At 72.7% G+C, this 17,626-nt stretch carries 20 protein-coding genes; 8 read left to right on the top strand and 12 right to left on the bottom strand.

Annotated features, from left to right (window positions below; all coding sequences use genetic code 11):
- The first annotated feature begins 60 nt into the window (after window positions 1-60).
- On the top strand, window positions 61-483 hold the full coding sequence (locus AB0L37_RS23515) for a MarR family transcriptional regulator (protein WP_365508685.1): 423 nt from the start codon (window positions 61-63) through the stop codon (window positions 481-483).
- 30 nt (window positions 484-513) lie between these two features.
- Here the strand turns inward: AB0L37_RS23515 and AB0L37_RS23510 are convergent, their stop codons facing one another.
- The 3 genes from AB0L37_RS23510 to AB0L37_RS23500 form a co-directional block, all read right to left on the bottom strand.
- Complete coding sequence (locus AB0L37_RS23510; RefSeq protein ID WP_365508682.1) at window positions 514-1,254, bottom strand: maleylpyruvate isomerase family mycothiol-dependent enzyme; 741 nt, start codon at window positions 1,252-1,254, stop codon at window positions 514-516.
- A gap of 50 nt (window positions 1,255-1,304) precedes the next feature.
- Entirely contained in the window at window positions 1,305-2,519 is a 1,215-nt protein-coding gene (locus tag AB0L37_RS23505; RefSeq protein ID WP_365508679.1) for an MFS transporter, read from the bottom strand.
- Between the two features lie 129 nt (window positions 2,520-2,648).
- A complete protein-coding gene (locus tag AB0L37_RS23500; RefSeq protein ID WP_365508677.1) occupies window positions 2,649-3,428 on the bottom strand; it encodes a DeoR/GlpR family DNA-binding transcription regulator in 780 nt (259 codons plus the stop codon).
- A gap of 195 nt (window positions 3,429-3,623) precedes the next feature.
- On the opposite strand from AB0L37_RS23500, the gene AB0L37_RS23495 reads away from it, so the two are divergent.
- The 3 genes from AB0L37_RS23495 (at window position 3,624) to AB0L37_RS23485 (ending at window position 6,725) form a co-directional block, all read left to right on the top strand.
- Complete coding sequence (locus AB0L37_RS23495) at window positions 3,624-4,508, top strand: sugar isomerase (protein ID WP_365508674.1); 885 nt, start codon at window positions 3,624-3,626, stop codon at window positions 4,506-4,508.
- A gap of 9 nt (window positions 4,509-4,517) precedes the next feature.
- The gene (locus AB0L37_RS23490) at window positions 4,518-5,369 is read left to right on the top strand and encodes a class II fructose-bisphosphate aldolase (RefSeq protein WP_365508671.1); all 852 of its coding nucleotides are present in this window, start codon (window positions 4,518-4,520) and stop codon (window positions 5,367-5,369) included.
- Window positions 5,370-5,468: 99 nt separating this feature from the next.
- Window positions 5,469-6,725, top strand: a complete 1,257-nt coding sequence (locus AB0L37_RS23485) for an ROK family protein (RefSeq protein ID WP_365508668.1) — start codon at window positions 5,469-5,471, stop codon at window positions 6,723-6,725.
- A gap of 10 nt (window positions 6,726-6,735) precedes the next feature.
- Here the strand turns inward: AB0L37_RS23485 and AB0L37_RS23480 are convergent, their stop codons facing one another.
- From AB0L37_RS23480 to AB0L37_RS23460, 5 genes are read right to left on the bottom strand one after another with little or no spacing between them, the layout of a single operon-like run.
- Window positions 6,736-7,056, bottom strand: coding sequence for a hypothetical protein (locus AB0L37_RS23480; RefSeq protein ID WP_365508665.1), 321 nt, complete (start codon window positions 7,054-7,056; stop codon window positions 6,736-6,738).
- Between the two features lie 59 nt (window positions 7,057-7,115).
- Window positions 7,116-8,033 carry a phosphotriesterase gene (locus AB0L37_RS23475; RefSeq protein ID WP_365508662.1) on the bottom strand — a complete coding sequence of 306 codons (918 nt, stop codon included), beginning with the start codon at window positions 8,031-8,033 and terminating at the stop codon, window positions 7,116-7,118.
- On the bottom strand, window positions 8,027-8,611 hold the full coding sequence (locus AB0L37_RS23470; RefSeq protein WP_365508660.1) for a DUF4865 family protein: 585 nt from the start codon (window positions 8,609-8,611) through the stop codon (window positions 8,027-8,029). Before AB0L37_RS23470 ends, AB0L37_RS23475 begins: the two co-directional genes overlap by 7 nt.
- Window positions 8,612-8,624: 13 nt before the next feature.
- Window positions 8,625-9,026, bottom strand: a complete 402-nt coding sequence (locus AB0L37_RS23465) for a cupin domain-containing protein (RefSeq protein ID WP_365508657.1) — start codon at window positions 9,024-9,026, stop codon at window positions 8,625-8,627.
- Window positions 9,027-9,036: 10 nt separating this feature from the next.
- Window positions 9,037-9,648 (bottom strand): TetR/AcrR family transcriptional regulator, encoded by a 612-nt coding sequence (locus AB0L37_RS23460; RefSeq protein ID WP_365508654.1) that lies wholly within the window; start codon window positions 9,646-9,648, stop codon window positions 9,037-9,039.
- 174 nt (window positions 9,649-9,822) lie between these two features.
- Here AB0L37_RS23460 and AB0L37_RS23455 point away from each other — a divergent pair, with 174 nt between their 5' ends.
- Genes AB0L37_RS23455 through AB0L37_RS23445 form a run of 3 tightly spaced genes read left to right on the top strand, consistent with a single transcriptional unit; the run spans window position 9,823 to window position 13,441 of the window.
- Window positions 9,823-10,116, top strand: a complete 294-nt coding sequence (locus AB0L37_RS23455) for an SHOCT domain-containing protein (RefSeq protein WP_365508768.1) — start codon at window positions 9,823-9,825, stop codon at window positions 10,114-10,116.
- Window positions 10,113-10,883: an ABC transporter ATP-binding protein gene (locus tag AB0L37_RS23450; RefSeq protein ID WP_365508651.1), complete on the top strand. Its 771-nt coding sequence runs from the start codon at window positions 10,113-10,115 to the stop codon at window positions 10,881-10,883. Before AB0L37_RS23455 ends, AB0L37_RS23450 begins: the two co-directional genes overlap by 4 nt.
- The gene (locus AB0L37_RS23445) at window positions 10,880-13,441 is read left to right on the top strand and encodes an FtsX-like permease family protein (protein WP_365508648.1); all 2,562 of its coding nucleotides are present in this window, start codon (window positions 10,880-10,882) and stop codon (window positions 13,439-13,441) included. The genes AB0L37_RS23450 and AB0L37_RS23445 overlap by 4 nt, the downstream gene beginning before the upstream one ends.
- A 27-nt stretch (window positions 13,442-13,468) precedes the next feature.
- On the opposite strand, the gene AB0L37_RS23440 is transcribed toward AB0L37_RS23445, so the two are convergent.
- The gene (locus AB0L37_RS23440; protein ID WP_365508646.1) at window positions 13,469-13,960 is read right to left on the bottom strand and encodes an ATP-binding protein; all 492 of its coding nucleotides are present in this window, start codon (window positions 13,958-13,960) and stop codon (window positions 13,469-13,471) included.
- A 217-nt stretch (window positions 13,961-14,177) separates the two neighbouring features.
- The gene (locus AB0L37_RS23435) at window positions 14,178-14,492 is read right to left on the bottom strand and encodes a hypothetical protein (RefSeq protein WP_365508643.1); all 315 of its coding nucleotides are present in this window, start codon (window positions 14,490-14,492) and stop codon (window positions 14,178-14,180) included.
- A 375-nt stretch (window positions 14,493-14,867) separates the two neighbouring features.
- Here AB0L37_RS23435 and AB0L37_RS23430 point away from each other — a divergent pair, with 375 nt between their 5' ends.
- Window positions 14,868-15,965: a PLP-dependent cysteine synthase family protein gene (locus AB0L37_RS23430; protein WP_365508765.1), complete on the top strand. Its 1,098-nt coding sequence runs from the start codon at window positions 14,868-14,870 to the stop codon at window positions 15,963-15,965.
- Between the two features lie 82 nt (window positions 15,966-16,047).
- Here the strand turns inward: AB0L37_RS23430 and AB0L37_RS23425 are convergent, their stop codons facing one another.
- Together AB0L37_RS23425 and AB0L37_RS23420 are read right to left on the bottom strand one after the other, a co-directional pair.
- The gene (locus AB0L37_RS23425; protein ID WP_365508640.1) at window positions 16,048-16,530 is read right to left on the bottom strand and encodes an SRPBCC family protein; all 483 of its coding nucleotides are present in this window, start codon (window positions 16,528-16,530) and stop codon (window positions 16,048-16,050) included.
- 86 nt (window positions 16,531-16,616) lie between these two features.
- The gene (locus AB0L37_RS23420) at window positions 16,617-17,444 is read right to left on the bottom strand and encodes a DeoR/GlpR family DNA-binding transcription regulator (protein ID WP_365508637.1); all 828 of its coding nucleotides are present in this window, start codon (window positions 17,442-17,444) and stop codon (window positions 16,617-16,619) included.
- Between the last annotated feature and the right edge of the window lie 182 nt (window positions 17,445-17,626).

The raw sequence follows: 17,626 nt of genomic DNA, 5'->3' as shown, positions 1-17,626 counted from the left end.
GACTGCAAGTGCATTTAATTCCGATGCAACAAAGGGCGTCTTTTCTGCTACGGTGCGGTTATGGCGGCACAGAAGTCGGAAGCGAAGCCCTCGGCGGGCCTCGTGGATCAGTGGCGGGAGATCCTCGCGGTGCACGCGCGCACCATGTGCGAGCTCGATCGCGAGTTGCACCACCATGGCCTGGGCGCCAGTGACTTCGAGGTGCTCGACGTGCTCGCCGAGGGCACGGCGGAGGACGGTACGTCCGGCTTCCGCGTGCAGGAGATCGCCGGGCAGGTGCACCTCAGCCAGAGCGCCCTGTCCCGTCTGATCGGCCGCCTGGAGAAGGACGGCCTCGTGGAGCGCGGCATGTGCAGCGAGGACCGGCGCGGGGTGCGCGTCTGCCTCACGCCGAAGGGCCGCGACCTGCACGCGCAGGTGCGGCCGTTGCAGCGGGCCGTGCTGAGCCGGATGCTGGAGACACCCGAGGGGTCCGCCGACTGATCCGGCCGCGGCCCGCCCCGTCGCGCCCCCTCAGATCCCGGAGCGCTCCCGCCACAGCGCGGCGAGCGACGCATCGCCGGTCACGGCCGGGAACGGCAGCCGGTTCCACAGCGCCAGGTACAGCTGCGACGCGGGACCCGACACCTCGCACTCCGCGTCGCCCTCCGCGCCACGCACGGTCGCGGGCGGCTCCTGGGTGACCCGCACCGTCCACACGGCGTCCGTGTCCGTGGCCCGGACGCGCAGTACCCGCGGGACGTCCGAGCGCACCCGGCTGCGCGACCGGGCGTGGAAGCCGATGAGTAGTTCGTCGATGCCGTCCGCCCCGAACTCGGCCGGAAAGACGTCCGGTCGGACGTGCTCCGTACGCGCGAGCGCCGACTGCGCGTCCACGCGGTGCACGGCCGTCTCGTGGGCCTGGCGCCGCGCCCAGAAGGCGAGCGGCGACGGCGCCGCCATGAAGGACCAGCACTCCAGCTCGGGGTCGGCGTTCGTCAACGTATCGACGAGATGGCGATGGCCCTCGCGGAACCAGGCGAGCAGCTCGTCGCCGTCGAGGTCGGACGGCTCGGTCAGCGGGAGCCGCTGCGCGGCGCGCTCGGCGATGTGCGCGGCGGCCCACCGGTGCACCGCGCCCTGATGGCGCAACAGGTCGCGCACCTGCCAGTCGGGGCAGGTCGGCACCTTCGCGTCGACGCCCGCCTTCTCGGCGGCGTCCGCGAGGAGCCGGCCTTCCGTGTCGACGGTCTCGATGTGTTCGGCAATCTCCATGGGGCGAGTCTGCCGGGTGAAGTGCCCTCGAACGCAAGGGGTTTACGAGGTCAGACGGTGGCGGCCCGCCGCGTCGCGAACCCGATCGTCGCCGCCACCGCGGCCAGCAGCGCCACGCTCGTCAGCGCCGTCGGCAGCGAGAACCAGTCCGCCATGAAGCCGATCGCCGGCGGGCCGAGCAGCATGCCGCCGTAGCCGAGCGTGGACGCCGCGGCGACGCCGGTCGGGCCCGCGAGCGCCCCGGCCCGTTCGACCGCGACGGGGAAGATGTTGGCCAGTCCGAGACCCGTGACCGCGAAGCCGACGAGGGCGAGCCACACCCACGGGGCCAGCGAGCCGAGCAGCATCCCGGCCGCGCCCGTCGCGCCGCCGAACACCACCGTCCGTGTCCTGCCCAGCCGTTCGAGCAGCGCCGTGCCGCTGAGCCGGCCGATGGTCATGGCGAACGCGAAGCACGAGTAACTGGCGGCGGCGACGCCCGGGTGCGCGTGCAGGTCCTGCTCCATGTGCAGCGCGCTCCAGTCGGCCAGGGCCCCTTCCCCGTACGCCGTGCACAGGGCGATGAGGCCGAAGACCAGGACGAGCCCGCGCACACCCCGGCCGAGCGGGCGGGCTTCGCCTGACGCCTGGGTACGTTCCCGTATACGTTCCGGCGGGCTTGGCGCGGGCGTGCGCAGCAGGGTCGGCGCGGCCGCCGCGGTGACGACGAGGCCGATGACCGTGATGCACAGCAGGTGCCGGGTGGGGGAGAGGTGCCCGGCGACGAGGCCGCCGAGGCCGGAGCCGACCATGCCGCCGAGGCTGAACGCCGCGTGGAAGCTCGGCATGACCGGGCGGCGCAGGGCCGCGACGAGGTCGACGGCCGCGCTGTTCATCGCCACGTTGATGCCGCCGTACGCCGCTCCGAAGACGAGCAGGACGAGGCCGAGCGTGAGCGGCGAGTGCGTGAGCGGAGGCAGGGCGACGGTCAGAGGGAGCAGGATACCGCAGGCCACGGTGACCGCGTGGCTGCCGAAGCGGCGGCACAGCCGCCCGGTCAGCATCATCGTGACGACGGCGCCCGCCGACACCCCGAGCAGGGCGAGTCCGAGCTGGCTCGCACTCGCCCCCGTCTGCTCCTTGATCGCGGGGATGCGGACCACCCAGCCCGCGAAGACGAATCCGTCGAGGGCGAAGAAGACGGTGAGGGTGATGCGCAGTCGGGTCAGGGACGTGGGGCGTGGGCCGTCGGCGCTGACGGTTCCCAGTTTGTTTAGTAGCGGCACAAAGTCAGGTTAGGTGCGGAAAGCCGCTGCGGACAAGGGGGTTGCGGGTGTGCGCCAGGGCACACGAAAGGGCGCGCGGTGCATGCGCACCACGCGCCCCTTCGTGCATCCCCGTAGGGAAGCCGAGGATCAGACGGCGACGACCTCGACCCCCGCGTCCGTGAACCGGGCGAGGGTCTCCTTGTCGGCCGCCGTGTCCGTGACGAGGATGTCGACCTGTTCCACCGCGCAGATACGCGCGAACGCCCGGTGGCCGAGCTTGCTGGAGTCCGCCGCGACGATCACGCGCTCCGCCCGCTCGCACAGCAGCCGGTTGATCGCGGCCTCCGCCTCGTCGTGCGCGGAGGCGCCGTGCGTGACGTCCAGGCCGACGACGCCGAGCACCGCCGTGTCCAGCGTGATCTGGCTCAGGACTCCGTCGGCGAGCGGACCGATCAACTCGTACGACTGCGCGCGGGCGACGCCGCCGGTGAGCACGATCTTGAACTGGGGCCGTACGGCGAGCTCGTTGGCGATGTTCAGGGCGTTCGTGACGATCGTCAGGGCCGGGGTGCCGGAGGCGAGGTCGGGGCGGACGGCGAGGGCCCGGGCGACCTCGGTCGTGGTCGTGCCGCCGGTCAGGCCCACGGCCTCGCCGGGTGCGAGGAGTTCGCCGACGGCCTTGGCGATGCGCTGCTTCTCGGCGGCGCCCAGCGCGGTCTTGTAGCGCAGCGGCAGTTCGTAGCTGACGCCGTGCACGACCGCGCCGCCGCGCGTGCGCACCAGCATCTGCTGCTCGGCGAGTTGGTCGAAGTCGCGGCGGATCGTCGCGGCGGACACGCCCAGTTCGCCCGCCGCCTCCTCCACGTCGAGGCGGCCGCGCTCGACGAGCAGGTCGAGGAGGGACTTCCACCGGGCGTCGCGGGACATCCGCGGCCTCCAATCGTCGTACGGCCGGTCATACGGCTCAGGGCTGACTGCTTCCGGACAGACACCTGGGGCCTGCTTCGGACAGACCCTAGCCCGTGTGCGCACGAATGCTTGATTGTGCTTGAAAGCTCGCTATATCTTGCACGAACAAGCATGTAGTTCTGGGGCGACACCGATCGGGGAGTGGGGCACGGCATGAGCCATGTCGAGAACGAGCTGACCAGCCAGCCGGAGTGCTGGACGCGGGCCGCGGGTCTGGCCGCACAGCACAAGGCGGCGCTGCCGGCCGCGGGGGAGCGGGTCGCGATCGTCGGCTGCGGCACCTCGTGGTTCATGGCGCAGGCCGCCGCCGCGCTGCGCGAGCAGGCGGGGCAGGGCGAGACCGATGCGTTCGCCGCATCGGAGTTCCCGGCCGGGCGCGCCTACGACCGCGTCATCGCGCTCACCCGGTCCGGCACGACCACCGAGGTCCTCGACCTCCTCGCCGCCCTCAAGGGGAAGACGCCGACGACCGCCGTCACCGGCGACCCGCAGACGCCGATCAGGACCGCCGCCGACGACCTCGTCGTACTCGACTTCGCCGACGAGAAGTCCGTCGTGCAGACCCGCTTCGCCACCACCGCGCTCACCCTGCTCCGCGCCCACCTCGGCCTGCACACCGATCAGGCCGTCGCCGACGCGCGCACCGCGCTCGCCGAGCCGCTGCCCGAAGGGCTCGTGGACTGCGGCCAGTTCACGTTCCTGGGCCGCGGCTGGACGGTCGGTCTCGCCAACGAGGCCGCGCTGAAGATGCGCGAGGCGTCCCTGTCGTGGACCGAGGCGTACCCGGCGATGGAGTACCGCCACGGCCCCATCAGCGTCACCACCTCCGGCACCGCCACCTGGATGCTCGGGGAGGCGCCCGAGGGCCTGGCCGAGCAGGTCGCCGGGACCGGCGCGCTGTGGGTCGAGGGCCGCCTGGACCCGCTGGCCGAACTCGTCCGTGCCCAGCGCCTGGCCGTCGCCGTCGCCGCCCGCCAGGGCCTCGACCCCGACCAGCCGCGCCACCTCACCCGCTCGGTCATCCTCACCGACAACTAAGGAGCGGCAGTGCCCCTCGCAGCCACCGGGACGCTGGTCGGCGCGGCCGCCGACCGGCGCGGCGCCGTCGCCGCGTTCAACGTCATCACCCTCGAACACGTCGAGGCCGTCGTCGCGGGCGCGGAGACCGCCGGCGCGCCCGTCATCCTCCAGATCAGCGAGAACGCCGTCCGCTACCGCTACGGCCGGCTCCTGCCGCTGGCCCGCGCCGCGGCCGCCGTCGCCGAGGGCGCGGGCGTCGACGTCGCCCTCCACCTCGACCACGTCCAGAGCGACGACCTGCTGCGGCAGGCCGTCGACGCCGGGTTCAGCTCCGTGATGTACGACGCCGCACGCCTTCCGTACGACGAGAACCTCGCCGCGACCCGCGCCGCCGCCGACTGGGGGCACGCCAACGGCCTGTGGGTGGAGGCCGAGTTGGGCGAGGTCGGCGGCAAGGACGGGGCGGCGCCGCTCGACGCGCACGCACCCGGCGCCCGCACCGACCCCGGCGAGGCCCGCGCCTACGTCACCGACGCGGGCGTCGACGCCCTCGCCGTCGCGATCGGCTCCTCGCACGCCATGACCACCCGCACCGCGGCCCTCGACCACGACCTGCTCAAACAGCTGGCCGGTGGTCTTGCCGTCCCGCTGGTGCTGCACGGCTCGTCGGGCGTCCCGGACGGCGAGCTCGCCGAGGCGGTGCGCGGCGGCATCGCCAAGGTCAACGTCGGCACGGCCCTGAACATCGCGATGACCGCCGCCATACGGGAGTTCCTGGCGACGCACCCGGACGCGGTCGACTCCCGCAAGTACCTCACCGTCGGGCGCGAGGCGATGGCCCGTACGGTGAGCGAGCTGATCGGGGTGATACGCGGCTGACGACCGGGCGCGCGGCGGGCCGGGCGGCGGGCCGCGCCGGGAGGCGATCGCCGTTCACCGGCTACCATTCCAGACCGTGATCAGGGCGAGGAGTTGCTGATGGGCGGCAGGGCGGCCTCCGGGAGCGGGAGCCATACGGCGGGCGACGGTTCCGCGCGGCCACCGCGTCTGGAGCGGGGCCGCAGCGCGCTCGGTCCCGCGCTCGAACTCGTCCACACCGGACGTGCGCCGACCCGCGCCGTGCTCACGGCCGAACTCGGCGTGACCCGTGCCACGGCGGGCGCCGTCGCCGCCGAACTGGAGGCGCTCGGCCTCATCCGGATCGACGCGAAGCCGAGCGCCGCCGCGGGCTCCCAGGGCAGGCCCTCGCACCGCCTGTCCGTCGCCGAGGACGGCCCCGTCGCCCTCGCCGCCCAGGTGCACGCGGACGGCTACCGCGCGGCGCTCGTCGGACTCGGCGGGCAGATCGTCGCCACCACCCCCGGCTGCGAGATCATCGACCCCGATCCGGCGGACGTGCTGCGTTCCGTGGTGGAGGCGGGCGTGCGGCTCCTGGAGAGCACCGGGCGGCGCTGCGTCGGCGCCGGACTCGCCGTGCCGTCCGCCGTCGCCGAACCCGACGGGACGGCGCTGAACCCGCTGCACCTGGCGTGGCCCGCGGGCGCGCCCGTCCGCGAGATCTTCGCCGCGTGCGTGCGCGACACCGACCTCGGCATCCCGGCGTTCGCCGCCAACGACGTCAACCTCGCCGCCCTCGCCGAGCACCGGCACGGCGCCGGCCGCGGCGCCCGCGACCTGCTGTGCGTCGCCACCGGACACCGCGGCGTGGGCGGCGCGCTCGTCCTCGACGGCCGTCTGCACTCGGGCAGTTCGGGCCTCGCCCTGGAAGTGGGCCATCTGACCGTCAACCCCGAGGGGCGCCCCTGTCACTGCGGCAGCCGTGGCTGCCTCGACGTCGAGGCGGACCCGCTCGCCTTCCTGGCGGAGGCCGGCCGGACCCCGGGCCCCGAGCGCTCGCTCCTGGAACAGGCCCGCGACCTGCTCACCCACGCCAAGGACGACGCCGGTGTGCGCCGCGCCACCGAGGCCCTGATCGACCGCCTCGGCCTCGGCCTCGCGGGCCTGGTCAACATCCTCAACCCGGACCGCATCATCCTCGGCGGCCTGCACCGCGCCCTCCTGGACGCCGACCCGGACCGCCTGCGCGCCGTCGTCGCCGACCGCAGCCTGTGGGGGCGCAGCGGCGGGGTCCCGATCCTGGCGTGCACCCTGGACCACAACAGCCTGGTGGGGGCGGCGGAGTTGGCGTGGCAGCCGGTGCTCGACGATCCGCTGGGGGCGCTGGCGGCGCACTGAGCGCCGTGCGTCACTCCGCCCAGTCGAGCTGGGCTTCGGGAACACCCCGGGCGCGGGCCTGCGCGCGGACGGCCTCCCGGCCGTTCGCGTCGCCGCGCCGGTAGCGGTGGACCTGCCCCGCGAGGACCACGTACACCTCGTCGGCGCTGTGGAGGTCCGCGTACCAACCGCCTTCCGGGGAGAGACAGCCGGCGAGCGCGGCGGCGAGGGCGTCCCCGTCGCGGGCGTCCGCCTCGAAGTCGAGCAGCGTCCAGTCCGCGGGCTGCCCCGGCGCCGCGCCCGCGACCGCGACCCGTCGCACCCGCGACACCGCCGACGGCACAGCGCTCAACTCGCTTCCCGTACGCAGACGTTCGGCGACGAGGACCCCGCGCTACACATCAACTCCCGTCACGCCGCCCACTCCACCGCGAAGGCCCGCGCCGGGTTCGCGACCAGCACGCGTTCCACCGCCTCCTTGCCCAGCGCCTCCTCCAGGCGCGGCCGCACCCGGCGCAGCAGATACGGCATCCCCGGACCGCCGCTCACCGACCGCGCGCCCGCACTCGTCGTGTCCCCGCCGAGCAGCAGCCGGTCCGCGTACCCGCCCGCGGCCAGCTCCGCCATCGCGTCCGGCATCCGCCAGTCCGTGGCGTGGTTGGCGCGCGAGGGGCCGTCGAAGGCCAGATAGGCGCCGGACCGCGCGGCCTCCCGGTGCGCCACGAAGTCGGGCGAACGGTTGAGGTGCCCGAGGATCACGCGGTGCGCCGGTACCTCCAGCTCCCCGCACAGCAGGTCGAGCACGTCCAGTGCGCCGGTCCCCAGCTCATGGTGGACGGCGAGGGGCGCGCCGGTCGCGTGGTGCGCCTCGGCCGCCGCCCGCATCGTCCACCGCGCGTGCGCGTCGAGCGCGTGGAACCCGCCGGCGACCTTGATCAGACCGGCGCGTACGCCACTGCTCCCGATGCCCTCGGTGAGCTCGCGCACGAAGACCTCGGCCAGGTCGTCCGCCCGTTCGGCGAGCAACTCCGGTGCGTAGTGCGCCGATTGATGCATGCCCGTGGCCGCGACGATCCGTACCCCGGTCGCCGCCGCAAGCGCCGGCAGCTCAGCGGCCCGGCGCCCCAGACCGTACGGCGTCCACTGCACGACGGTCCCGCCGCCCACCGCCGCGTACGCCGCCAGCTCCTGCCGTGCGAGCCCGACGTCGTCCAACTCCTGCCCCGGCAACAGCGGCGTACGGAAGAAGAGGTGGTCATGGGAGTCGACCACGCCCAACTGCCCGGGATCCAGGTCTCCTTGGACGCTGCGCACGGTCTCGCTCACCACTGCCTCCCCCGCGTCAGGGCGTCCCGCTCCGGCTGCGAAAGATGCAGCACCTGGTAGAGATCGCCGGGTTCCTTCGGTTCCGCATGGTCCCAGACGGAGAAGCTCAACAGCTCCCAGGTGCGCGGGTCGACGGCGGCAGCGGCGTACAACAGTCCGTCTCGGGTGGCCAGTTGTGCCGTCTCGCGCACGGACTCGGCGACCAGGTCCGGGAGATGAGTGCCCGCCGCGATCGGCGTACGCCGCCGCACCGCCGCCCGTGCGGGTCCCGCCCCGGCCACCCCCTCCTCGTACGCCACACCCGTCCAGTGCTGGACGACGGGCCGCCCGAAGTCGGCGACGATGCCCTGGAACCCGGCACCCCACAGGAAGGAGTTCATGCCCTGCGGTGTGTGCCACAGGTAGAACGGGGCGTACTGGTTCACGGGCGAGCCGTCCACCCCGCGCTCCCGCATCAGGTACGCCTTGACCCCGAGCCCGGGGAAGTCGTCCAGCATGTGCCCCTTGGTCGCCACCCGGGCGCGGATGACGGCCATGTCGTAGTCGGCCGGCAACGTGATCTCGTACTGCATCGCCTGCATGACACGCCCCCGCTCAGTGCGCCGGGTAGGCGTCGTCGTCCGCGACGTGCGCACCCCAGCACACCGTCGTGCCGTCCTCGGCTGCCTCGGCGGCCGCCAGATGCGTCATGAACGTGCGCGGCCCGGCCCCGTGCCAGTGCCACTCGTCCGGCTCGATCCACACGGTGTCACCGGCCCGGATCACCTCCACGTCGCCACCCTTGCGCTGCACGCGGCCCTCGCCCTCCAGGACGTGCAGGACCTGTCCGTGCGGGTGGGTGTGCCACGCGGTGTGCGCGCCGGGGGCGAAGTGGACGTTGAACATCCTGATCCGGGACGGGAGTCGGGGCCCGGCGATCTCGTCGAGCCAGACCGGGCCGGTGAAGTTCTCGGCCGGGCCCTGCTGCGCGTCGGGGCGGGTGCGCGTGATCTGCACGAAGGTGTCCTCAGTCGTTGGAAGGGGCGGACGGAGCAGGGGAGTCGGGGGAGCCGGCGGCGAGCAGCGTGAGCAGTCCGCGTGCGCCCGCGTCGAACGCCTCCGTGGCACCGGAAGCGCGCGCCAGGACGTACCCGCCCTGCACGGTCGCCACGATCGCCGCCGCGATGTCGGCCGGCACCAGGTGCGACGCGAACTCCCCGCTGTCGACGCCCTCTTGGACGACGGCGGCGAGCCGGTTCCTCACGTGGGCGATGGTCTCGTCGACCGGCGCGCGCAGCTCCTCGCTGGCGATCACGTCCGGGTCCATCGTCAGCCGCCCCACCGGACAGCCGCGCAGGACGTCGCGCTCGCGCACGAGGTACGCCTCGACCCGTTCGTACGCCGATCCGGCGCCGTCGAGCAGCCGGTCCACCGAGGCCCGCAGCTCCTCGCCAGTGCGGGTGATCGCGGCGAGCGCGAGGTCCGACTTCCCGGTGAAGTGGTGGTACATGCTCCCCTGGCCGACGCCCGCGCGCGCCAGGATCGCCTTGGGGCTCGTGCCCACGTAGCCGCGCTCCCACAGCAGCTCGCGCGTCGTCTCGATCAGCCGGTCCTGAGTGCTCATGGCCTCACCGTACATACTAGTAGTTACAGAGGGCAAGAGGAGGCCCGACGTGTGCCGGGAGCAGTCGGGGGGCGCCCTCGTACTCCCGCGGTGGTACGCGCACGGCCGCTGGCCGTACGACGACTCGGACCCCCTGCCGGAGCGACGCTCGACTCATCACACGACGACCCGCTTCGGGAGATGAGTCAGATGCAGACCCTCGCGCACTTCGGCACCGACGGCCCCGGGCCGTGGATCCTCTTCTTCCCGCTGATCTGGGCGGCCGTGGTGGTCGGCGTCGTCACGCTGCTGCGCCGCACCGTCTGGCGCGGGCGGCGCGGACCGTGGCGGCCCGGCCCCCGGATCGAGGAACACTCGCCGATCGCCGTGCTCGGCCGGCGCTTCGCCGCCGGTGAGATCGACGAGGACGAGTACTGGCGCCGGCTGAGCGTCCTGAACGAGGAGTTCGGGCGCCGCGCCGACACCAAGGGCGGTGCGGCATGACCACCGTGACACTCACCGAGACGGCGGCGCGCGTCGAGAACGCCGTCAAGGTGTACGGCTCCGGCGGCACCGCCGTCCGCGCCCTCGACGGCGTGAGCGTCGGCTTCCGCGCCGGACGGTTCACCGCGATCATGGGGCCGTCCGGCTCCGGCAAGTCGACCCTGATGCACTGCGCGGCGGGGCTCGACACGCTCAGCGAGGGCGCCGCGTACCTCGGCGACACCGACCTCAGCGCCCTCGACGACAAGCGGCTGACGCTGTTGCGCCGCGACCGCATCGGCTTCGTGTTCCAGGCCTTCAACCTGGTGCCGACGCTCACCGTCGCCGAGAACATCACGCTGCCGATCGACCTCGCGGGCACACGGCCCGACCGCGAGTGGCTCGACGCCCTCATCGACGTCGTCGGACTGCGCGACCGGCTGCACCACCGGCCCGCCGAACTCTCCGGCGGACAGCAGCAACGCGTCGCCGTGGCACGGGCGTTCGCGGGCCGGCCCGATGTCGTCTTCGCCGACGAACCCACCGGCAACCTCGACTCCCGATCCGGCGAGGAGGTCCTCGGGCTGCTCGGTGACGCGGCCCGGCGCACCGGCCGCACCGTCGTCATGGTCACCCACGACCCGGTCGCCGCGGCCCACGCCGACGAGGTCGTCTTCCTCGCCGACGGCCGCCTCGTCGACCGCATGGAACACCCCACCGCCGACAAGGTCCTCGACCGTATGAAGGCCTTCGACGGCACCCGGTCCCGAGAGGCAGGCCGGTCATGAACGCCGCCGCCCGGCTCAGCCTGAAGTCGCTGCTCGCCCACAAGCGCCGCTTCGCCGGTACGTTCACCGCCGTCCTGCTCGGCGTCGCGTTCCTCGCCGGGACCCTTGTCATGGGCGACACGCTGCGCGCGAGCTTCGACTCGATGTTCGCCGGCGCGAGCAGCGGCACCGACGCCGTCGTGCGCAGCGCCAACGTCATCACCACGCCCGGCGAGAGCCAGGGCACCCGGCAGCCCGTCCGGGCGTCCCTCGCCGACGAGTTGGCGAAGGAGCCGGGTGTGGCCGCCGCCGCGCCGAACATCCAGGGCGCGGGCCAGCTCGTCGGCGCGAACGGCAAGCCCATCGGCGGCCAGGGCCCGCCCACCCTCGCCGGCAACTGGATCGACGACCCGGACCTGAACGCGTACCAGCTCGCCGACGGCCGTACGCCCCGCACGAGCGGCGAGGTCGTCGTCAACCGGGGCGCCGCGAAGACCGGCGACCTGAAGATCGGCGACACCACCACGCTGCGCACCCCCGACCCGGTGAAGGTCACGATCGTCGGCCTCGCCACGTTCGGCGGCGAGGACGGCATGGCCCAGGTCACCTACACCGGGATGACCCGCGCCGACGCCGAGAAGTACCTCACCCCGAAGCCGGGACAGGCCTCCACCATCCAGGTACGGGCAGGCCCGGGCGTCAGCCAGCAGGAGCTCGTCGACACCCTGAAAGGCCATCTCCCCAAGGGAGTCGAGGCCATCACGGGCGCGGAGTCGGCGCAGGAGAACACCGACATGATCTCCGGCCAGTTCCTGACCCTGTTCACCACCTTCCTCCTGGTGTTCTCCGGGATCGCGCTGCTCGTCGCCACGTTCTCGATCCACAACACCTTCGCGATCGTCGTGGCCCAACGCACCCGTGAGAACGCCCTGTTGAGGGCGCTCGGCGCGTCCCGCCGCCAGGTCACCGCGTCGACCCTCGTCGAGGCGAGCGCCGTCGCCGTCCTCGCGTCGGCCGCCGGACTCGCGGGCGGCATCGGCATCGCCGCCGGGTTGCAGGCGCTCTTCCCCGCCATCGGATTCCCCTTCCCCGACGGGGAGTTGGTGATCAGCGCACTGTCCCTGCTGCTGCCGCTCGCCGTCGGCGTCGTGGTCTGCCTCGGCTCGGCCCTGCTGCCCGCCCTGCGCGCCGGCCGCACCGCACCCCTGGCCGCACTGCGCGAGACCGCCGTCGACGCCTCGGGCGCCTCACGCCGCCGCGCGGTGATCGGCACCGCCCTCGGCCTGGCCGCGCTCGCGCTGACCCTCGTCGGCGTCCTCGCCTCGCCGTCCCTGACCCTCGCGGGCGTCGGGGCCGTCCTGGTCCTCGCGTCGTTCGTGGTCCTCGGCCCCGTCGCGTCGACCCGGGCGGTACGTGTCCTCGGCAGCCCGCTCGACACGCTGCGCGGCGTCACCGGGGCCCTCGCCCGCCGCAACGCCCTGCGCAGCCCGAAGCGGACCGCCGCCACGGCGAGCGCGCTGATGATCGGCGTCGCGGTGGTCTCCCTGTTCACCGTCTTCGGCGCGTCTTTGAAGGCGACCATGAACCAGACGGTCGACCGGTCCTTCGCGGGCGACGTCGCCGTCTCCACGCCGTCGTTCGGCGCGGGCGGCAGCGGCCTCAGCCCGAAACTGGCCCCGGCACTCGCCGAACAGCCCGAGGTGGCCACGGCCGTGGGCCTCGGCAAGGGCGTGGCGGACGTCGACGGCAAGGGCCGCGCCCTCACCGTCACCGACCCGAAGAAGCTCGCCGCGGCCTTCGACCTCGGCACGGTCCGGGGCTCCCTTGACGACCTGGGCACGAACGGCCTGGCGCTCACCCGGTCCGAGGCCGACGACCTGCACCTGAAGGTCGGCGACACGGCCCGGCTCGCGTTCACCGACGGCACGGAGCAGACCTTCACCGTCCGCGCCGTCTACGGCCGTTCCGAACTCGCCGGCGACTACGTGATCACCCGCGAGGCCTGGGCCCCGCACCGCGCCCAGGACGCGGACACGCTCGTCTCCGTCACGTTCAAGGACGGCGTGAGCACGGCCGAGGGCACGGCGGCCGTCGAGAAGATCGCGGCGCGGTACGGCAACCCGGACGTGCAGACGCGCGACGAGTACGCCCAGTCGTCCGCGAGCGGCATCGACATGATGCTCACCCTCGTCTACGCCCTGCTCGCGCTCGCCGTCCTGATCGCGCTGCTCGGCATCGCCAACACCCTGACCCTGGCGGTCCACGAGCGCACCCGCGAGCTCGGCCTGCTGCGCGCCGTCGGCCAGACCCGCGCCCAACTGCGGGCCATGGTCCGCTGGGAGTCGGTCCTCGTGGCCGCGTTCGGCACGGCCGGCGGACTCGTCCTCGGCGGATTCCTCGGCTGGGTCCTCGTCAAGGCGTCGGACGGGGCGAGCGACAGCGCCTTCGCGTTCGCGCTGCCGCCCCTGCAACTCGTGATCGTGGCACTGGTCGGTCTGGCCGCGGGCGCTCTCGCGGGGCTGCGTCCGGCCCGCAGGGCGGCGCGCCTCGACGTCCTGCGCGCCATCGCCACGGAGTGACGTACGAAAGCGGTGATCACCGCCCGGTCAGCCTGCGACGGCCGACCGGGCGGGAGCGTGTGTCCCGGCGTACGCGGCGGGCGCCGTCGCGTACACGGGGTACGGGGGCAGGGCGACCGCGGGGGAGGGGGCGGGGAGCGTGAACCAGACGACCTTGCCGCCGTCGGCGTTCGGCCTGACCCCCCAGCTCTCGCTGACCGAGGCGACCATCGACAGGCCGCGGCCGCAGGTCGCGAGGGGGTCCGCGTCACGCACCTCGGGCAGCCGGGGGTCGTGGTCGTACACCGAGACCGTCAGCCGGTCCGGGTACAGCTCGATCTCCACGGTGCACATCTTGTCCGGCTCCGCGTGCCGGTGGACGTTGGTCAGAAGCTCGGTGACACCGAGCGCTGCCAGGTCGATCAACGGATCGAGATGCCAGTAGCGCAACTGCGCCGATACGATTCTGCGGACCTGACCGATCCGCGACGGCAGGGCTTGGAGCTCCACCGTGCAATGCCTGCTCGGCTGGCTGATCACGGCTGCGACTCCCCGAATTGAGTCCGGAAGAAGACGAGTACGGATCGAGCGGTGCGATCACGCTGTGACAGGACCGCCCGCTGCGTGTGTCCGGCGGGCTGGTTCGCAGCGTCATCGCCGGTAAACCCTGAGTAGTGATGTGTGACCAGAGTGACTCAGGGGGTGCGGGCGTGCAACTTCGAGGCTGCGCAGCGCGACTGCGGACCGGGAGCGAGCGTTACGTCGGGCGTGCGGTCGCGCGGCGGACGGCCTCGATGAAACGGCGGGCCGCCGGTGGCCCCGCCTCACCGGAAGGACCGCCGAGCCGGAGCAGATACCGCCTGCCGTCGACCTCGGCCGTCGCCCGGTCGTCCGAGCCGAACCAGGGCTTGCCCGCACGGACTTCACCCAAGGGGGCACTGTCGATCTCACTGCCGTAACTCGTGAGCAGCTCCAGCCTGCCGTCCGTGATCCGGACCTGACCGGCCCGGGTCAGCGAGCGCAGTCGCCGCCCGATCCGCACGCCCGTCGCCGTGAACTCCGGCTCCGCCATGCCGTGTCGCCCCCTCGATGCGTTGGTGCCGTGCAGTCTGCACGCACGTGGCCAGGAGCACCAGTGCCCATGTGGACGCGGTGTGAAGCATCGGGCGCAATCGGAATTCACGCCCCCTCGCACGTCCGTACCCCTGTGCTGCCAGGTGTGCCTTTGAGGCGCTCAAAGGCGTGTTTATGCAGGTGAGAAGCGTGCGGAAGGTGTCTATGATCGAGGCGTCCGGTCGATTGCGGCCGGTGCCGTGCCGGTCCGCCGTGCGCCCTCATCGACAGGGCCCCGTCCGGGCTGACGCTCGGAACGACGCGAAGGAGCCGCGCGGTGAGCACCATCGGACAAGGCCGCCCTGTGAGCGACGACGGAGGGGCCGGCGAACCGATGCCGACGCTCGACGTCGACCGTACGGACGTCGACTACCGCGCCTGGCTCAAAGAAGCCGTCCGCAAGGTCCAGGCCGACAGCAACCGCTCGGCCGACACCCACCTGCTGCGTTTCCCCCTCCCCGAACACTGGGGCATCGACCTCTACCTCAAGGACGAGTCGACGCATCCGACCGGCAGCCTCAAGCACCGTCTGGCGCGCTCCCTCTTCCTCTACGGTCTGTGCAACGGCTGGATCCGCCCCGGCCGCCCGGTGATCGAGGCGTCCAGCGGCTCGACGGCCGTCTCCGAGGCCTACTTCGCGAAGCTGATCGGCGTCCCCTTCATCGCGGTGATGCCGCGTACGACCAGCGCCGAGAAGTGCCGACTGATCGAGTTCCACGGCGGGCAGTGCCACTTCGTGGACGACTCCCGCCGGATGTACGAGGAGTCGGCCGCGCTCGCCGCCCGCACCGGCGGCCACTACATGGACCAGTTCACGTACGCGGAGCGGGCGACGGACTGGCGCGGCAACAACAACATCGCCGAGTCGATCTACCGGCAGATGGAGCTCGAGCGCTATCCGCACCCGGCGTGGATCGTCGCGACCGCCGGCACCGGCGGCACCTCGGCGACCCTCGCCCGCTACGTGCACTACATGCAGCACGACACCCGCATCTGCGTCGCCGACCCCGAGAACTCGTGCTTCTTCGAGGGCTGGACGACGGACAATTGCGATGCGACGAGCGACTGCGGCTCCCGGATCGAGGGCATCGGCCGCCCGCGCATGGAGCCGAGCTTCGTGCCCGGCGCCATCGACCGCATGATGAAGGTTCCCGACGCGGCGAGCGTCGCCGCGGTCCGCGCCCTGGAGGCGGCCATCGGCCGCAAGGCGGGCGGCTCGACCGGCACGGGCCTGTGGAGCGCCCTCAAGATCGTCGCCGAGATGGTGGCGGAGGGCCGCAAGGGAAGCGTCGTCACCCTCCTGTGCGACCCCGGCGACCGCTACCTGGACAAGTACTACTCGGACGAGTGGCTGGAACAGCAGGGCCTGGACATCGCCCCGTACGCGGAGACGATCAACCTCCTCCTGGAAACGGGCCAGTGGCCTAGCTGAGCCCGTCTTCAAGCCCCTGCGGCGATTGAGCAGCAGGGTCCGGGGCAGAGCCCCGTGACCTCAGCCAAAGGCGCCCGTCACTTTAGGCGGGCGCCGAAGCCAACCGCCGATCAAGGGAACGCACCGCATCCCGGAACGCCCGCCCGAACCCGGCCCGCCCCACTCTCAACCCCACTCGAAACGCCGCCACCCCGTCCGCCGCGAACGTCCACTGCACCCGAGCCCCGCCGGAGGCACCCGGCACGATCCGCCACTCCTCCAACAGGGCCCGCATCCCAGGCGCGTTGGTCTCGTCGACCCGATACGCGTACACCTCACCGGGCTCGGCCGCGACGACCGTCTCCACGAACCGCGTCCCGCCCTTGAGGCGCACCTCGCGCCGCGCCCCGTCGTCCAGCGGCCGCGCCGAGGTCACCGCGGAGAACCACTGCGGCCAGCCGGCGACGTCCTCGGCGAGCGCCCGGTACACCGCCTCCGGCGACGCCGACACCTCACGGGCGAACACGAGTCGCAGCGGAGCGGTCTCGGCGAAGTCGAGGCCTACGGGCAGAAGACGGCGTGCCATGAGCGTTCAGCCCCCAAACAGGACGCCCCAACGGGCAAGCGGAACATGCTGGTTGACCGGTCCCGGTCACCATAGCTGTCGGCCCGTCAGATGTCTGTACCGGTCTCCGGCTCACCGGCGACCACGAGCCGCATGTGCTCGGAGACCTCCGCGCGCGCCTCCACCGGCAGTCCCGGGTCCGTCACGAGCGTGTCCACCTGGTCGAGCGAGGCGAACGAACTCAGGCCCACCGTCCCCCACTTGGTGTGGTCGGCGACGACGACCACACGGCGCGCGGACTGCACGAGGCGCCGGTTCGTCTCCGCCTCCGCCAGGTTCGGCGTGGACAGGCCGGCCTCGGGGCTTATCCCGTGCACACCGAGGAACAGCACGTCGAAGTGGAGGGCCGCGATGGCCTGATCGGCGACCGGCCCCACCAGTGAGTCGGACGGCGTGCGTACGCCACCGGTCAGGACCACGGTGGCCGCACCCTGCCGGGTGCCCGCGCTGCGCTGCGCCGTGTGGAACACGTCCGCCACCCGCACCGAATTGGTGACGACGGTCAGATCCGGCACGTCGAGCAGCTGCTGCGCCAGCGCGTACGTCGTCGTACCGCCGGACAGGGCGATCGCGGAACCGGGCGCGGCCAGCGGAGCGGCGGCCCGCGCGATGTCCTCCTTGGCGGACAGCTCCAGGCCCGACTTCGCCTCGAAGCCCGGCTCGTGGGTGCTCGCCTCGACGACCGGCACGGCCCCGCCGTGCACCTTCTCCAGAACGCCCTGGCGGGCCAGCGCGTCCAGGTCGCGGCGGACCGTCATGTCGGAGACGCCGAGCTTCCTGGTCAGTTCGTTGACCCGGACGCCGCCGCGGCGGCGGACCTCGTCGAGGATCAGGGCGCGGCGCTGCTCCGCGAGGAGGTTCTGATTCTCGCTCACGTCCCGTCGGGTCCCTTCGCCTCGTCACACATGCCAGCGGATCTGCTGCGCCGTCATCCTCGCACGCCCCACCGGCAGCCGTGGCATCGCCCGCGCGGCCGACCAGGGGCGCAGTGGGTCACGGATCGGGGAGATTCCGTGACGAGGGGTGCGCACGGGAGCGCTGAGCCGGAATCCTGGTG

Source organism: Streptomyces sp. NPDC052225, assembly GCF_040679615.1.
Taxonomy (GTDB): Bacteria; Actinomycetota; Actinomycetes; order Streptomycetales; family Streptomycetaceae; genus Streptomyces.
This window is presented reverse-complemented; position numbering and strand designations above follow the sequence as displayed.

Excerpts from the sequence above, each read along its gene's own strand:
- AB0L37_RS23515 (WP_365508685.1), top strand. The coding sequence starts at position 61 with ATGGCGGCACAGAAGTCGGAAGCGAAGCCCTCGGCGGGCCTCGTGGAT.
- AB0L37_RS23510 (WP_365508682.1), bottom strand. The coding sequence starts at position 1,254 with ATGGAGATTGCCGAACACATCGAGACCGTCGACACGGAAGGCCGGCTC.
- AB0L37_RS23500 (WP_365508677.1), bottom strand. The coding sequence starts at position 3,428 with ATGTCCCGCGACGCCCGGTGGAAGTCCCTCCTCGACCTGCTCGTCGAG.
- AB0L37_RS23495 (WP_365508674.1), top strand. The coding sequence starts at position 3,624 with ATGAGCCATGTCGAGAACGAGCTGACCAGCCAGCCGGAGTGCTGGACG.
- AB0L37_RS23485 (WP_365508668.1), top strand. The coding sequence starts at position 5,469 with ATGGGCGGCAGGGCGGCCTCCGGGAGCGGGAGCCATACGGCGGGCGAC.
- AB0L37_RS23470 (WP_365508660.1), bottom strand. The coding sequence starts at position 8,611 with ATGCAGGCGATGCAGTACGAGATCACGTTGCCGGCCGACTACGACATG.
- AB0L37_RS23460 (WP_365508654.1), bottom strand. The coding sequence starts at position 9,648 with ATGTACGGTGAGGCCATGAGCACTCAGGACCGGCTGATCGAGACGACG.
- AB0L37_RS23455 (WP_365508768.1), top strand. The coding sequence starts at position 9,823 with ATGCAGACCCTCGCGCACTTCGGCACCGACGGCCCCGGGCCGTGGATC.
- AB0L37_RS23450 (WP_365508651.1), top strand. The coding sequence starts at position 10,113 with ATGACCACCGTGACACTCACCGAGACGGCGGCGCGCGTCGAGAACGCC.
- AB0L37_RS23445 (WP_365508648.1), top strand. The coding sequence starts at position 10,880 with ATGAACGCCGCCGCCCGGCTCAGCCTGAAGTCGCTGCTCGCCCACAAG.
- AB0L37_RS23435 (WP_365508643.1), bottom strand. The coding sequence starts at position 14,492 with ATGGCGGAGCCGGAGTTCACGGCGACGGGCGTGCGGATCGGGCGGCGA.
- AB0L37_RS23430 (WP_365508765.1), top strand. The coding sequence starts at position 14,868 with ATGCCGACGCTCGACGTCGACCGTACGGACGTCGACTACCGCGCCTGG.
- AB0L37_RS23425 (WP_365508640.1), bottom strand. The coding sequence starts at position 16,530 with ATGGCACGCCGTCTTCTGCCCGTAGGCCTCGACTTCGCCGAGACCGCT.